Annotated in this window: 17 protein-coding genes; 9 read left to right on the top strand and 8 right to left on the bottom strand. The window is 55.4% G+C overall.

The window, feature by feature from the left end:
• Positions 1 to 7 precede the first annotated feature (7 nt).
• Complete coding sequence (locus OUO13_RS17905; protein WP_283175272.1) at positions 8 to 181, top strand: hypothetical protein; 174 nt, start codon at positions 8 to 10, stop codon at positions 179 to 181.
• 92 nt (positions 182 to 273) lie between these two features.
• On the opposite strand, the gene OUO13_RS17900 is transcribed toward OUO13_RS17905, so the two are convergent.
• Positions 274 to 981, bottom strand: a complete 708-nt coding sequence (locus OUO13_RS17900) for a hypothetical protein (protein WP_283175271.1) — start codon at positions 979 to 981, stop codon at positions 274 to 276.
• A 243-nt stretch (positions 982 to 1224) separates the two neighbouring features.
• Between OUO13_RS17900 and OUO13_RS17895 the strand changes: the two genes are divergently transcribed.
• Genes OUO13_RS17895 through OUO13_RS17885 form a run of 3 tightly spaced genes read left to right on the top strand, consistent with a single transcriptional unit; the run spans position 1225 to position 3527 of the window.
• Complete coding sequence (locus OUO13_RS17895; RefSeq protein ID WP_283175270.1) at positions 1225 to 1632, top strand: DUF350 domain-containing protein; 408 nt, start codon at positions 1225 to 1227, stop codon at positions 1630 to 1632.
• A 10-nt stretch (positions 1633 to 1642) separates the two neighbouring features.
• Complete coding sequence (locus tag OUO13_RS17890; RefSeq protein WP_283175269.1) at positions 1643 to 2356, top strand: DUF1190 domain-containing protein; 714 nt, start codon at positions 1643 to 1645, stop codon at positions 2354 to 2356.
• Between the two features lies 1 nt (position 2357).
• On the top strand, positions 2358 to 3527 hold the full coding sequence (locus OUO13_RS17885) for a glutathionylspermidine synthase family protein (RefSeq protein ID WP_283175268.1): 1170 nt from the start codon (positions 2358 to 2360) through the stop codon (positions 3525 to 3527).
• 66 nt (positions 3528 to 3593) lie between these two features.
• On the opposite strand, the gene OUO13_RS17880 is transcribed toward OUO13_RS17885, so the two are convergent.
• Positions 3594 to 4829: a sensor domain-containing phosphodiesterase gene (locus tag OUO13_RS17880; protein ID WP_283175267.1), complete on the bottom strand. Its 1236-nt coding sequence runs from the start codon at positions 4827 to 4829 to the stop codon at positions 3594 to 3596.
• A gap of 140 nt (positions 4830 to 4969) precedes the next feature.
• On the opposite strand from OUO13_RS17880, the gene nth reads away from it, so the two are divergent.
• The 4 genes from nth to OUO13_RS17860 all read left to right on the top strand — a co-directional run bounded on the left by nth (position 4970) and on the right by OUO13_RS17860 (position 7327).
• Positions 4970 to 5605 carry an endonuclease III gene (gene nth / locus OUO13_RS17875; RefSeq protein WP_283175266.1) on the top strand — a complete coding sequence of 212 codons (636 nt, stop codon included), beginning with the start codon at positions 4970 to 4972 and terminating at the stop codon, positions 5603 to 5605.
• Positions 5606 to 5644: 39 nt separating this feature from the next.
• Positions 5645 to 6049, top strand: a complete 405-nt coding sequence (gene gloA, locus OUO13_RS17870; RefSeq protein ID WP_283175265.1) for a lactoylglutathione lyase — start codon at positions 5645 to 5647, stop codon at positions 6047 to 6049.
• A 241-nt stretch (positions 6050 to 6290) separates the two neighbouring features.
• Positions 6291 to 6737 (top strand): MarR family winged helix-turn-helix transcriptional regulator, encoded by a 447-nt coding sequence (locus tag OUO13_RS17865; RefSeq protein ID WP_283175264.1) that lies wholly within the window; start codon positions 6291 to 6293, stop codon positions 6735 to 6737.
• Positions 6738 to 6787: 50 nt separating this feature from the next.
• Positions 6788 to 7327 carry a glutathione peroxidase gene (locus OUO13_RS17860; protein ID WP_283175263.1) on the top strand — a complete coding sequence of 180 codons (540 nt, stop codon included), beginning with the start codon at positions 6788 to 6790 and terminating at the stop codon, positions 7325 to 7327.
• Between the two features lie 354 nt (positions 7328 to 7681).
• On the opposite strand, the gene OUO13_RS17855 is transcribed toward OUO13_RS17860, so the two are convergent.
• From OUO13_RS17855 to OUO13_RS17835, 5 genes are all read right to left on the bottom strand, one after another.
• On the bottom strand, positions 7682 to 8209 hold the full coding sequence (locus tag OUO13_RS17855) for a cytochrome b (RefSeq protein ID WP_283175262.1): 528 nt from the start codon (positions 8207 to 8209) through the stop codon (positions 7682 to 7684).
• A 225-nt stretch (positions 8210 to 8434) separates the two neighbouring features.
• Positions 8435 to 9553 (bottom strand): ATP-NAD kinase family protein, encoded by a 1119-nt coding sequence (locus OUO13_RS17850; protein ID WP_283175261.1) that lies wholly within the window; start codon positions 9551 to 9553, stop codon positions 8435 to 8437.
• Positions 9554 to 9582: 29 nt separating this feature from the next.
• On the bottom strand, positions 9583 to 10638 hold the full coding sequence (locus OUO13_RS17845; RefSeq protein WP_283175260.1) for a phospholipase A: 1056 nt from the start codon (positions 10636 to 10638) through the stop codon (positions 9583 to 9585).
• A gap of 73 nt (positions 10639 to 10711) precedes the next feature.
• On the bottom strand, positions 10712 to 11164 hold the full coding sequence (locus tag OUO13_RS17840; RefSeq protein WP_283175259.1) for a hypothetical protein: 453 nt from the start codon (positions 11162 to 11164) through the stop codon (positions 10712 to 10714).
• Positions 11165 to 11243: 79 nt separating this feature from the next.
• The gene (locus OUO13_RS17835) at positions 11244 to 12128 is read right to left on the bottom strand and encodes a DMT family transporter (protein ID WP_283175258.1); all 885 of its coding nucleotides are present in this window, start codon (positions 12126 to 12128) and stop codon (positions 11244 to 11246) included.
• Between the two features lie 147 nt (positions 12129 to 12275).
• On the opposite strand from OUO13_RS17835, the gene OUO13_RS17830 reads away from it, so the two are divergent.
• Positions 12276 to 12773, top strand: a complete 498-nt coding sequence (locus OUO13_RS17830; RefSeq protein ID WP_283175257.1) for a MarR family winged helix-turn-helix transcriptional regulator — start codon at positions 12276 to 12278, stop codon at positions 12771 to 12773.
• Positions 12774 to 12796: 23 nt separating this feature from the next.
• Here OUO13_RS17830 and OUO13_RS17825 read toward each other — a convergent pair whose 3' ends face one another.
• Positions 12797 to 13570, bottom strand: a complete 774-nt coding sequence (locus tag OUO13_RS17825; protein ID WP_283175256.1) for a ferredoxin--NADP reductase — start codon at positions 13568 to 13570, stop codon at positions 12797 to 12799.
• Positions 13571 to 13586: the final 16 nt, after the last annotated feature.

The following is a 13586-nucleotide window of genomic DNA, read 5'->3' as shown; positions in this document are numbered from 1 at the left end:
ATTCCCTATGAAATACATTTTGATGATTACCACCGTTCTGATGCTGTCAGGCTGTTTCCCTATGTACGGCGGCGGCGGTCAAGGTGGCGGTGGCCACGGCGGCGGTCAGGGTAACAGTCAGGGTGGCGGCCACGGTGGTGGTGGTCAGGGCGGCGGCCAGGGCGAGATTCGCGGTCGCTAGGACATCCGGTCGATGGGCACCCATGGTGGTGCCCAATCTGCTCAATCGGCTGTTCTGATCAGCCGGTTTGCCCGTCGCAACGGGCGCACTATTCAACGAATCAACAGCTCCAGAATGCGTTGCTGTTCGGCCTCACTCAGTAAAATGCCATCGGCCTCGTAAAAGGCGAAACGGCGAATCGAAAAATTGAATTTGGATGTAAACCGGTGGCGGCGACCAAAGCCGTAACGGGTCACACCCGTATCAATCCAGCGCAATTGTCCGTCGCGGTTCATAAACACGTTGCCAAAGTGACAATCGGAAAAAACCACCCGCTGCTCTTTCATGATCTGCAGATGTTGAATCACACCGTCAATCAATTGCTGGCGCTGTAGCAGGGATGTCTGCGGATCACGCAGGATTTCCCGCCCCTCCCGATACCCCTGCTCCTGCAGGTCTTCCATCAGGTAATACCCCAGATAACGACGACCACGGGCTGGCAGCAGCCGTACCCCTACTTCGGTAATACGCACCACTGGAATACCCAGCTGTTTCAACAGCCGATTGCCTCTCACTTCCTTGAACAGGCGGTTATGTGCCCACAGCAGCTTGATATACTCGTGCCAGGAACGTGCTTTCACCAGTTTCAGAACCTGACGACCGTTAGAATCCCCCAGATTCAGCAAGGTCGACGGGGTATGATCAATGATGGTATCCACTGCTGCGTACTCACCATTGTCCGGAGTATTGTGGCTGCCGCCGATGCGCAGAAAGCGGAAGTTTTCATCGCCCAAAGGCAGGTTGATGGTCACGATTCCCATAATAAAAACCTGATACAGTCGTTCGTAATAAAATTGTCACGAGCGTTTTATCAGGTGGCTTTTCAAGCCAGAAGTCACATAGAAGGAACAATGAGTATGATTTTCATTAACTACAAATAAAAACCAGTATCAATCAGCTTACCAAGGGGAAGCCCCCATTTAACCACATATATGGAACAGACTGTCATTTAACCAAAAGACTGTGCCATCTACATTTCCAAAAAAAACTACAGGGACCGTTACATGAATCCGCTTCTTTCTGCCGTACTCGAATTTGCCGCCTATTTTGCTGCTGGCCTGCTGGCATTGGTCATCTTCAAGGTGGTGTATGTCCGCATCACGCCGCACGATGAGTGGCAACTGATTCGCGAAGAAAACAACAGTGCTGCAGCGATCGGTTTTGGCGGTGCCATCATCGGTTTTGCCATTGCCCTCTACAGCGCCATCAGCCATTCGGTATCCCTGCTCGACTTTGGAATCTGGGCCTTGATCGCCCTGTGTGCACAGTTGCTGGCCTTTGCCGTGGTGCGGTTTGTGTTTATGCCAGCACTGGTACGCCGGATTCAGGAAGGTGAAATGAGCGCCGGTATCATGCTGGCATCGGTATCCATTGCCGTTGGTCTGCTCAATGCAGCCAGCCTGACCTGGTAAGGAGCACGCCATGAAATCACTCCAGAATCCGGACAACATCAGCAGCGGCTCTAACCGTAAACGCTCCCGCATCAATCGCGAGCGTATGAAACAGCTGAACTGGCAACGTGCTGTTACTCTGGGGGCCAGCGTGCTGGGCATCAGCGCCTGCAGTGATGGTCGTCAGGATGTCTACGTCGCGACCGACCCATACAGCTGTGCTGAACGCAGCGGCATGACCTTCGAACGTTGCGAGCTGGCCTATCGCAAGGCCCTGAACGAGGCCGCTCAGTCAGCCCCGCGTTATAAAAACCGCGAAGAATGTGAGCAGGAATTCGGCTTTTCCAACTGCGAGCCGGAATCCATGTCGAGCTCCGGTAGCAGTGGCGGTTCCGGCGGTGGCGGTTATGGTGGTGGCGGCGGTTATCGTGGTGATGGTGCTTACCACAGCGGTGGTACTAACCCCGAACCACCGCGCTATTACCCACGGATGACCGGCTTTGTTATGGACGGCAAAAATCCCGCTGCGACTCAGGCCTATAACCCGGTGTTCACCCATACCGACCAGCAAGGCAACATGCGTCTGGTCACTGCCGATGCCGAACCACTGGAATCCGGCAAAAAAGGCATGATGCGCGCCATTCCACAGCAGGTTCATACCACTGCGGCATCCGGTGGCAAGCAGACCCTCAGCCGTGGCGGCTTCGGCTCGCGTATGGCCATGAAAATGAGTTTCGGAGGCTGAGATGTTACGGATTCCGATGCCGGAACGTCCGGACTGGCGCGCCATCGCCGACGAATACGGCTTCCAGTTTCACACCATTGGTGGCGAGCCCTACTGGGATGAAAGCGCAGCTTATCGTTTCAGCCTGCGTCAGATAGAAGAAGACATCGAAGCACCCACCGAAGAGCTGCACCAGATGTGTCTGGAGGTGGTCAACCGGGTGTGTGCCGATGACGAACTGATGCAGCGCTTTGCCATTCCCGAACACAGCCGCGATTTTATCCGGCGCTCTTGGCAAGCACGGGAGCCATCGCTCTACTCCCGTCTTGATTTGGCCTACAACGGCCAGGGTCAGGCCAAGCTGTATGAAAACAACGCCGATACCCCGACCAGCCTGTACGAAACCGGTTTCTGGCAATGGTTGTGGCTGGAACAGCAGGTCGATGCCGGACGCCTGCCGCGTCAGGCCGACCAGTTCAACAGCCTGCAGGAAAAACTCATCAACCGGTTTGCCGAACTCAAGCTGCTGAAGCCACAACAACACCTGCATGTGAGTTGTTGTCAGGACAGCATCGAAGACCTCGGTACGGTTCAGTACCTGCAAGACTGCGCGGCCGAAGCCGGTATCAGCAGCGAGCTGGTGTATATCGACCATATCGGTCTGGATGCGCGTAACCAGTTTGTGGATCAGCACAACCAGCCCATCCACTGGATCTTCAAGCTGTATCCGTGGGAGTACCTGCTGCGGGAAGAATACGGCCAGCTGCTGCCGCACAACCCGACCCACTGGCTGGAGCCACCATGGAAAGCGATTCTGTCGAACAAGGCTCTGCTGCCGATGTTATGGCGGTTATTCCCCAACCACCCGAACCTGTTGCCAGCGTTTTTTGGCGACGAGTTACATCTGGCCCGGAATTGTGACGCGCTGGTGCAGAAGCCGTTGTTTTCCCGCGAGGGTGCCAACATTCGCCTGTTCAGTGGCAACGAAGACATTATGAGTAGTGACGGGCCTTACGGCGAAGAAGGGGTGATTTACCAGCAAGCGCATCTGTTGCCGAACTTTGGTGGCAATTACGCACTGATTGGCAGCTGGCTGGTGGATAACCAGGCCGCCGGTATCGCCATTCGTGAAGATGCGACGGCCATTACCCGCGATACCAGCCGCTTCCTGCCGCACTATATTCTCGACTGACGGGGATTCTCGACTGACCGTTATTCTCGACAGATCAGGGGTATCGACTGATCCTCGTTATTCCGCTCAATTATCCAGAACAGCAGCGGCCGGTTGCGGCCGCCCCAGCCAATAACCCTGAATCAGGTCGACGCCAAGATCCTGCATACACTGCCCTTCCTCAAAGGTTTCAACCCCTTCCGCAATGGTGGTGATCTGCATTTCACGGGAAAAACCGATAAGGGCACGCGCCAATGCCTGCTGGGCATGACAACTGGCAATGCCACTGATCAGACTGCGATCCAGCTTGATCAGATCTGGCTGTAACTGCAGCACATGACGGAAACTCGCAAAACCGGCCCCCGCGTCATCCACCGCAAAGCGGATTCCCGAACACTTCAACTGCAGCAGCGCTTCCAGCAACGGCTGGTAATCGTCTACCAGACGGTGTTCCGTCAGCTCAATCACCATCTGACTGGCAAATTGCACCGGCAACTGCTGCAGATCCATACGAATCAGGGTTTGGGGCGACAGGTTAAACGACACAAACTGGTCGGCAGGAATATCGGGCAACACCTCCAGCGCCGACAGCAGACACGCCATCTCCAGTTCCTCGATCAGATCGACCTGTTCGGCTTCCAGAAACCACTGCTCGGTATGCGGTTGTTGGGCAAAACGGCAGAGGGCTTCGTAACCCACCACCTGCTGGCTATTGGCGGCAAACATGGGCTGCAGATAAATATCCCAGTCACGGCGCAGAATCGTTTCCAGAATTCGCTCACGGATCACCTGGCGTTCCTGCCAGACATCGCGGTCGTGCTGAAGATACTGGCTGATCATGGCGCCAAACAGACGCATGGTTTCAAGATCACGCTGATCCAGTTCCACCGCATAACGGCTGAAACAACAGAATGTGCCAAACACACTGCCATCGGAAAACCGTACCGGCACACTGATATGTCCACCAACGGGCAATGCCAGTGTGGCATGCAGGCTCAGGGCTTCAGCATAGGTGCGAGCATCCACCATCAACTCAGGCAGCCGACCATCCACCACCCGCTGGCAAAAACTTTCGTCCAGCAGATCGGAACCACCCAGTGCGATCGGACAAAATGAATCATCAGCGTCCAGAGCACGGAAGTAACGACGTCCGGCCGAAAACTCCGATATAAACGCGACCTCCATGCCCATCATATGCCGCACGTAGCGCAGCATCGGGCGCAGCAGGTCATCCAGCTTCAGATTGGCATTACTGCAGAACCCGTGTTGTTCACCTGCATTCTTGTCCGAGCAAGCCGGATTATTCGCAATATCGGTTGCCACGCGCCCCCCTTTTCTTTTAACTCTCGATTCCCTGACGACAGCGACCCCGGTTACAAATCGTTGATCTGTCTACCAAGCATACAAGCGTTCAGGTCATGAGCAAGTCGGCAAGCCGGGCCATACCTGACATCGGACACGTTATGAACAAAGAAAAACGCACGGAAATCTTTACACGCCTGCGGGCCGCCAATCCGGAACCGAAAACTGAACTGGAGTACAGCACGCCCTTCGAGCTGCTGATTGCCGTGTTGTTATCGGCGCAGGCGACCGACGTGAGTGTGAACAAGGCCACTCGCAAGCTGTATCCGGTCGCCAACACACCGGAAACCATCCAGGCGTTGGGTGAAGAAGGTCTGAAGGAATACATCAAGACGATTGGCCTCTTTAACAGCAAGGCCAAAAACGTTATCAAACTCTGCGAGATGCTGATCAACCTCCACAACAGCCAGGTGCCACAAACCCGTGAGGCACTGGAAGCGCTGCCCGGTGTTGGTCGCAAAACCGCTAACGTGGTGCTGAACACAGCGTTCGGCCAGCCGACTATTGCCGTCGATACCCATATCTTTAGAGTATCCAACCGAACCGGCATTGCGCCCGGCAAAGACGTGGATGAAGTGGAGCAACGCCTGCTACGACTGGTGCCCGCCGAATTCCGGCTCGATGCCCATCACTGGCTGATCCTGCATGGCCGTTACACCTGTGTGGCCCGCAAACCACGCTGTGGCTCCTGCCTGATTGAAGATCTGTGCGAATTCAAACAAAAGACATCCGACTGAACCGTTGCTGACGGCTCAGCAAACAATACGGAGACAACGATGAGAATCCTTCACACCATGCTGCGCGTTGGCGACCTGCAACGCTCCATCGACTTTTACACCCAGGTGATGGGTATGCAGGTGCTGCGTCAGCACGATAACGAAGAGTACCAGTACACCCTCGCGTTTGTGGGCTACCAGCCGGAAAGTGAAGGTGCGGTGATTGAGCTGACCTACAACTGGGGAACCAGCAGCTACGACCTCGGCACAGCCTATGGCCATATCGCCCTTGAAGTCGACGATGCCGCTGCCGCCTGTGAACGCATCCGCGCCAGCGGTGGCAAGGTCACTCGCGAGGCAGGCCCGGTCAAAGGCGGCAGCACAGTGATTGCGTTTGTTGAAGATCCGGACGGCTACAAGATTGAACTGATCGAGAAAAAAGCGGGCGGCTCTGACGAGTTCTGATCCCGATTCCCGGGTGTAACACAGCGCCCGGGACAACCGCTCACCGGCTGCCGATTATCCCCTGCTACGGTGCCTCTCCTGCTTATTAACCTCTCCTGCACATCTGCCACCCTGCTCACATAAGCTGCCAGATGACAAATTCGCGATCACATCAGGATAACAACCGGGCAACACTGTTTCACAAAATTAAATTGCACACAATTTAATAAGCGGGCAGGATGGTTTCCAAACCGGAGGAACCATGACCACCCCAGATACCCCAGAACAGGCCGTGCCGCTGCTGCACCAGCAAATCTGCTTCCCGCTGTATGCCGCCTCCAATCTGATTGTGCGGTCGTACGGGCCACTGCTGAAACCACTGGGCCTGACCTATCCGCAATATCTGGTGATGATGCTGTTATGGGAAAAACCGGAGCTGAGTGTCGGTGAGCTGGGCGAAGCCCTGCATCTTGACTCCGGCACCCTGACACCGCTGTTAAAACGTCTGGAAAGCAACGGCCTGGTCAATCGCCGCCGCTGCAATGAAGACGAACGCCGGGTACTGGTGAGTGCCAGCGAACAGGGCCAGGCCTTACGGGCCGAAGCCGCGCTGGTACAACAACAGATGGCCTGCCGTCTGGGCGAAGATTTGCCCTGGCTACTGGAATTAAAAACCGATCTGCACAAGCTGATCCGGTTACTCGACTGAATTCGTTATGTCATCGGGTGTTCAGCACCCACCAACCACAGGAAACTGCCATGTCTCTCTACGATATCGAAGTCAAGAACATCCAAGGTGAATCCCTGCCACTGTCCACTTACGAAGGCAAAGTACTGCTGATCGTTAACGTGGCGTCCAAGTGTGGTCTGACTCCACAGTACGAAGGTCTGGAAGCACTGTACAAGGCCAAGCAGTCTGCTGGTCTGGAAGTTCTGGGCTTCCCTTGCAACCAGTTCCTGGGTCAGGAACCAGGTACTGAAAACGAAATTCAGGAATTCTGCAGCCTGAACTACGGCGTATCCTTCCCGATGTTCAGCAAGCTGGAAGTGAACGGTGAAGGCCGTCACCCACTGTACCAGCAACTGATCGCTGCCAAGCCACTGGCGACCCCGGTTGAAGGCGGCAAACTGAAAGAGAAACTGGCCAGCATGAACCTGCTGACCGATGACGAAACCAACATCATGTGGAACTTCGAGAAGTTCCTGGTTGGTCGTGACGGCACCGTACTGGGCCGTTTTGCTCCGGACACCACTCTGGACAACCCGGCGCTGCTGGCCGCTATCGACGCCGCCCTGTAATTCCGGCAGCGCACAGCATCCACTCCCTCGGGAGTAATGCCGATCTGAATCCAGCGTTCTGACTGGCGATCACAAAAATCCAGAGTTCGAACGGGCTCTGGATTTTTTTATTCTCAAGAAAGCCTCCCTTCCCAGCGCTATCCCGAAAGCCCCGAAAGCCCCGAAGGGCGCGGGCTGCAGCGCAGAGCTGTGCAGAGTTATTCAGAGTGTCCCTAATCCAAAGTGCTTCCGAAACAGGTTTTGCAGGCATAAAAAAACGGCTCCCGAAGGAGCCGTTCAGTTGGGCGAACGTTCTGGTACTGGCAGTTCAATCCCCGCCTGCCAGCACCAGCGCACACGTATCACTCCCGACCTTTACACCATGCGGCGCAAAGTATCGTCTTTCATCTTGAAGTGGTGCAGCAGGGCCGCGGCGATATGCAGGGCAATCAGCACCAGCAGTACGTTGGCGGTAAAGCCGTGTACGCCTTCAAGAAATTCATGCAGATCGTGGTTTTCACCAATCAGGGTTGGCACATCAAACAGGCCAAACACGCTGATCACACGACCACCGGACTGGGACATCAGAATGCCGCTCAGTGGCATTACCAGCATAGACACATACATCAGACCTTGCAGGGCCTTGGCTTTGATATAGTCCTTACGCTCGGTGCCTGGCAGCGGGTCAACCGGGTTGCTGAAACGCACCGCAAAACGCACCAGTACCACCAGCAGGAAGATAGCGCCAATCGCTTTGTGATTGCCCATCAGCCAGGTTTTGAATTCGCCTTTGGACAGCTCTTCCATAATCATGCCGCTCCCCAGCAGGCCAGCAATCATCAGGGCGGACAGCCAGTGCATGATTTTGCTTGGGGCGTTGTAGTTACGGATTTCGGTGGACATGATTCGGTGCTCCCTCAGGTAGATGTGGCCGATTATATAGGCCATTCCTGAAATACACCTTAATAACGGCATGCGTTTTACAGAATACCGATTATTTTCAAAACATGGGCCAGCCCAGGTCCCCCCCAGACACGCCCGACTATCTTTGAGGCAGAACAGCACTGATCAGGCGATCAATGCTGCTGGTTAGAAGAAAAGGTCTGAACAACAGACTGGAGAGAAAGATCAGGCAACCGGATAAAGAATGCGGTCCTGATAGCCCGTAAGGATTTCCAGCACACCGGCCCAGTCCTGATCCAGTTGCGGATCACCGCTGTCGATAATCAGCGGGCGGCCATCCAGCCCTCGAATCTTGGTTTTGGTGGATACCAGTTGCAGATTTTCACGTCCCAGGGCCCGTAATATCCGGGCGCTGAACTGCTGGTTACCACGACCAATAATATGGCCCTGCCCGCCCATCACACTCAGAATCGCCTTGTGTTGTGGGTGTTCCTGCAGCAGTTGCCAGATGGCGGCTTCGTTAACATCGGCTGCCAGCAATTCGCCGTTGATCACAGCGTCGACGCCCAGCAGGGTGCCACTGATGCCAAGTTCTTCGGTAATCGCCAGGGTGGTTTTGCCAGAACCGATCAGATACAGGCAGTCGTCTTCCATCTCTTCACGGATGCAGGCAGCGATATCGGCCAGTACCAGTTCTTCGACTTCAACACCGCCCTGTTTGACCGCCTGCACAAAGTGACCCTCCTGTGGCACCCGCATATCACCATAGTGACGGGCACGCACCTGACCGTTACGGAAGGCATCTTCGTCGAGGTCGCGGACTTCGGCTTCACGGACATCCACCAGCTGGCCAGTCACCAGACGGTGAATCACTTCGCCCGAGGCTTTTGGGGTAATGCCGTACACACCGGAATGGATTTTCACACCGGCCGGAATACCCAGTACCGGCAGTTGATCACCCACCACCGCGCAGATATCACGGGCGGTGCCGTCACCACCGGCAAACAGCAGCAGCGCTGGCTGCCGTTGCAGCATCAGTTCAGCGGCCTTGCGGGTATGTTCGGCCGTGGTCGGTGCCAACGGCAAACCGAGGTCCAGCACCTCAAATGCCAGCCCTTCGGCCGCCAGCCAGTCTGCGCCCATTTCACCGGGGCAAGTCACAAAGTGGCATTGCTCGCGTACGTCGGCCAGCACACCCAACGCCTGACGGGTACGCAGGCCGGATTTTTTCTCGGCACCCAGTGCTAACGCTTGTTCGACAATGGCAGCACCATCACTGCCCTTGAGCCCAACCGCACCACCAATGCCCGCCATGGGGTTCACAATCAAACCGATTTCAAGCAATCCGGACTCTCGCTCTGAATAACAGCCGGTTATAGCCAGTCGGATAATTTGATGCCGATGCCAAACCGTTGCTGGTAATGGTTGTAGTCGATCAGGCTTTCGCCGTAGCCGTCAAAAAATTGCACATAACCTTTGAGCTTGCAGGTCAGAGGAAACGTCCAGCCCAGCTCAACGGCACCACGGTTATCGAGCCGATCAAGATTGTTGCGCAGCATAACCGAGAGGTTGTGGTTGCCATAGACCTGAATCCAGGTGAGATCGCCATACCCCAGGTACTGTTCGATATCCGGGTTGTCGTCGTCGGATGGATCATCCGGGTCGGCCCCGCCCGATTCCGGAATCCGCCACCAGGCGCGCCAGCTGAGCATACGCTCACCTTCAAACACCGATGTACCACCAACAATTACCCGGTTCCAGCTGCGCGACAAGGTGCTGGTCTGACCGTTGGACTGGTGATTCAGCGAAATTGACGCCTGGTCAATCCAGTGAGCACCGGGCTGCCAGGTGTACATGATTTCCGGCTCGTGATTGGTTTCGCGGAAGGGTTTGGAGATCTGGTCGTTGTAGGCCTGCCAGAACGAACGGTTGGTATAGGCCACCTGAATTCGCCCGAACTTGTTCAGCACACCTTCGGCCAGCACGTATTTGATACTGAACTGGAATACCGCTTCGAGGTTCTCCAGCTCTGTGTTCTGATAATCCGATTCATCGGCACCAAAGTGATCGAGCAGGCGTTGCAACTCGGCATTGTTGGGATGGGTTTGCCAGGTTAACGGCAGCACATAATTGGGACGATGCGGCAAGAGAACATACGGACTGTCGGCGGCCACCGCTTCGATCTGACGTTTCTCCATCAGCTGCGGCAGGTTATCCCGAATGGCTGGTTTGAATTCTTCAGGCGCAATCACCTGTATATCCAGCGGTTCGGTTTTTAATTCCAGCTCCGGGTCGGCCGCTTCAGTGGCCGCAGGCAGCGTGGCGGAGCCGGTTTCAGCACTGGCAGCCAGAGGCTGCAGCAACAGACACAACCCCGGCAGCAGTACCAACAAGCGGCGCCGGGATTGCGGGCATTGGACATAACGCATGAAAGCCTCCTGATCCAGAGCGGGCACCGGTTTATTCAGAGGGTCCCCAAGCATCAGAAGACTATAACCAGCGTTACTGAATCAGCAAACCATCGGCCTCAAGGAAAGGCGTGCGGGCGGCTTGGTACTCGTTCTTGCAATGCGGGCAAATACGCACGTCTTTCTTGAGGATGCGGTTATGCAAGTGAAAGAGTTTGCTCTCTCCTTCCCAACAGTAAGAACAATAAGGCTGGCCGTAGGTCTGGTTATCACGCGCCTTGTAGTAGGCATCACCGCGACGCCGAAGATTGGCTTTGGTGTGCAGTAACTCTCCCATCGCCTTGAGTTCAGCATCCTTGTCGAACAGGTGCCCTTGCAGGATACCCAGCTCCATCTTGGCTTCGGAAATAGCGCCGGTCAGTTCCGCCAGAATCCGTTTGAGGTCCGACTTTTCCAACTGGAAACCGGATTCACGGATCATTCGTCCCACTTCGTTTGCCTGATTCAGGCTACGCATAATGTCGGTAAGTTTGCCCTGTCCTGCCATATTAACCTCACATCTGACACTGGTTCTGTCATCGCGACGGCGGATTGGCGTTTCCATCCACCGGCGATGACCATAACCGTCATGAAGCAGGTTCAATGCCAGTTTTTAACGTGCGTACTACAACGGGTTTACGCCCACCTTTTTGCGCCACCAGAACCGAGCCCAGTACCAGCATCATGCCGGCTTGCTGCAGCACCGACAGTTGTTCATTCATCATGAACAGACCCAGCAACACCGCAACCAGCGGGTTTAGAAGCCCCAGAAACGCCAGTCGATCAATGGTCAGAAAACGCAGTGAACGGAACCAGCTCCAATAACCGACACCCAGACCAATCGGGCCGATCCAGATCATCGCCAGCCAGTTGCTGGAGGTCATGGTCGGGGTAGTACCGGTGCTGAACCAGGCTACAGCGGTCAGCAGGAAACCGGCTACCAGAAACTGCGCGGCGGCCAGTTCCAGCGGCGGAATATCACGACCGTATTTCTGCGTCAGCAATCCGCCAATCGCCAGCGACAAGGCGGCCAGCAATGCCAATACAACACCTGTCCAGTCGAGTGGTTCAGAGGCTTGCCATACTAAAAGCGCCACCCCGCTGACGCCGGTCAACGCTGCCAGCACACTCATCCATGACGGTTTGCCGCCGCTGAACCACATCAGCACCAGTACCTGTAATGGCACGGTTGATACCAGTGTGGCCGCCACACCACCCGGCAAACGACTGATCGCCGCAAACAGCAGGCAGGTAAAAATCGCCAGGTTAAACAGGCTGAGGATGACCAGGCGCTGGCCATGCTGACGCCACAGTGTCAACCGCAGCAGTGGCAACAGCATCAGGCCCGGCAGCAACGAACGCAACGCAGCCACCCACAGAGGATCAATATCGGCCAGCCAGTGCTGGGTAACGCCGTAGGTGGTTCCCCACAGCAGGGGTGCAATAAGGGCAATAGGCCACTGCAATGACATGTCATGACTCCCGCATGAAAGTGTCGCCACAGTATCGAGGATTTATCTCCACTTCAAGTATCTTTATATAAAGATATATTTTGACGATCAGGCGGTTAGTGGATACTGTGACCAGCATCAAGAGTTTGCAGACAAGGCCATTCCCCTATGCACGATCAGGATCACCTCGACTTTATCCAGTCGCAGTGGCTACGCGAAAAACCGTCACTGGACACCCGTAGCATGGGACTGGTGGGACGCATGTACCGGCTGCAGCATCTGATTCGGGATGAAATTGACGAGTGCCACAAGGCGTTCGGTTTGCGCAGTGGTGAGTTCGACGTGCTGGCGACGCTGTTGCGAGCCGGAGAGCCCTGGTGTCTGACACCCACCGCGTTGTTTCAGGCCGCCATGTTGTCGTCAGGCGCGATGACCAATCGTCTGAACCGGTTGGAAGAAGCCGGGCTGATTCGCCGCGAAGCCGCGCCGGATGACCGACGGTCGTTACTGGTGATTCTGACAGCGGAAGGCAAGGAAAAAATTGATCAGGCCATCGAAGCCCATGTGGCAACCCTTGATCGGGTAACCAGCATTCTGTCGGAGCAACAGACCCAGCACATGGATCAGTTGTTAAAGGACTGGCTGCGGGGCCTTGAACAGCTCTGACCCCGCAGCCAGGTGGTTGGACCTTACTTTTCTACGAATGCACGCTCGATAACATAATGACCGGCCTTGCCACCACGCGCTTCTTCGAAGCCGAGGTCGTCGAGGATACGGGTCAGATCATCCAGCATGGCTGGGCTGCCACACAGCATGAAACGGTCGGTTTCCGGGTTCGGCTGTGGCAGACCAATGTCTTCAAACAGCTTGCCAGAGGTAATCAGGTCGGTCAGACGGCCCTGGTTACGGAATTCTTCACGAGTCACGGTTGGGTAATAGATCAGCTGATCACGTACCTGCTCACCGAAGAATTCATTGTTTGGCAGTTCGTTTTCAATACGATCCTGGTAAGCCAGTTCGCTGACAAAACGCACGCCGTGGGTCAGGATCACCTTGTCGAACTGCTCGTAAATCTCGTAGTCCTTGATGATGCTCATAAACGGCGCCAGACCGGTGCCTGTGCTCAGCAGATACAGGTTCTTGCCCGGCAGCAGGTGGTCAGCCACCAGAGTACCCACCGGCTTGGTGCCCACCAGAATCTCGTCACCGACGCTCAGTTTCTGCAGGTGTTTGGTCAGCGGGCCGTCTTGCACCTTGATCGAGAAAAACTCCATCTCTTCTTCGTAGTTGGCACTGGCAATACTGTAAGCACGCAGCAGTGGCTTGTTGTCGATTTCCAGACCGATCATGGTGAAGTGACCGTTCTTGAAACGCAGACCCTGGCTACGGGTAGTGGTAAAACTGAAGAGAGTGTCGTTCCAGTGGTGGACGCTGGTAACGGTTTCGCGAATCAGGTTGCTCATGGCTGGTCACCGGTTG

The sequence above is a fragment of the Parathalassolituus penaei genome (assembly GCF_026626885.1).
Lineage (GTDB): Bacteria > Pseudomonadota > Gammaproteobacteria > Pseudomonadales > Oceanobacteraceae > Oceanobacter > Oceanobacter penaei.
Note: the sequence above shows the minus strand (reverse complement) of the source record. Positions and strands in the feature narration are given on the sequence as shown.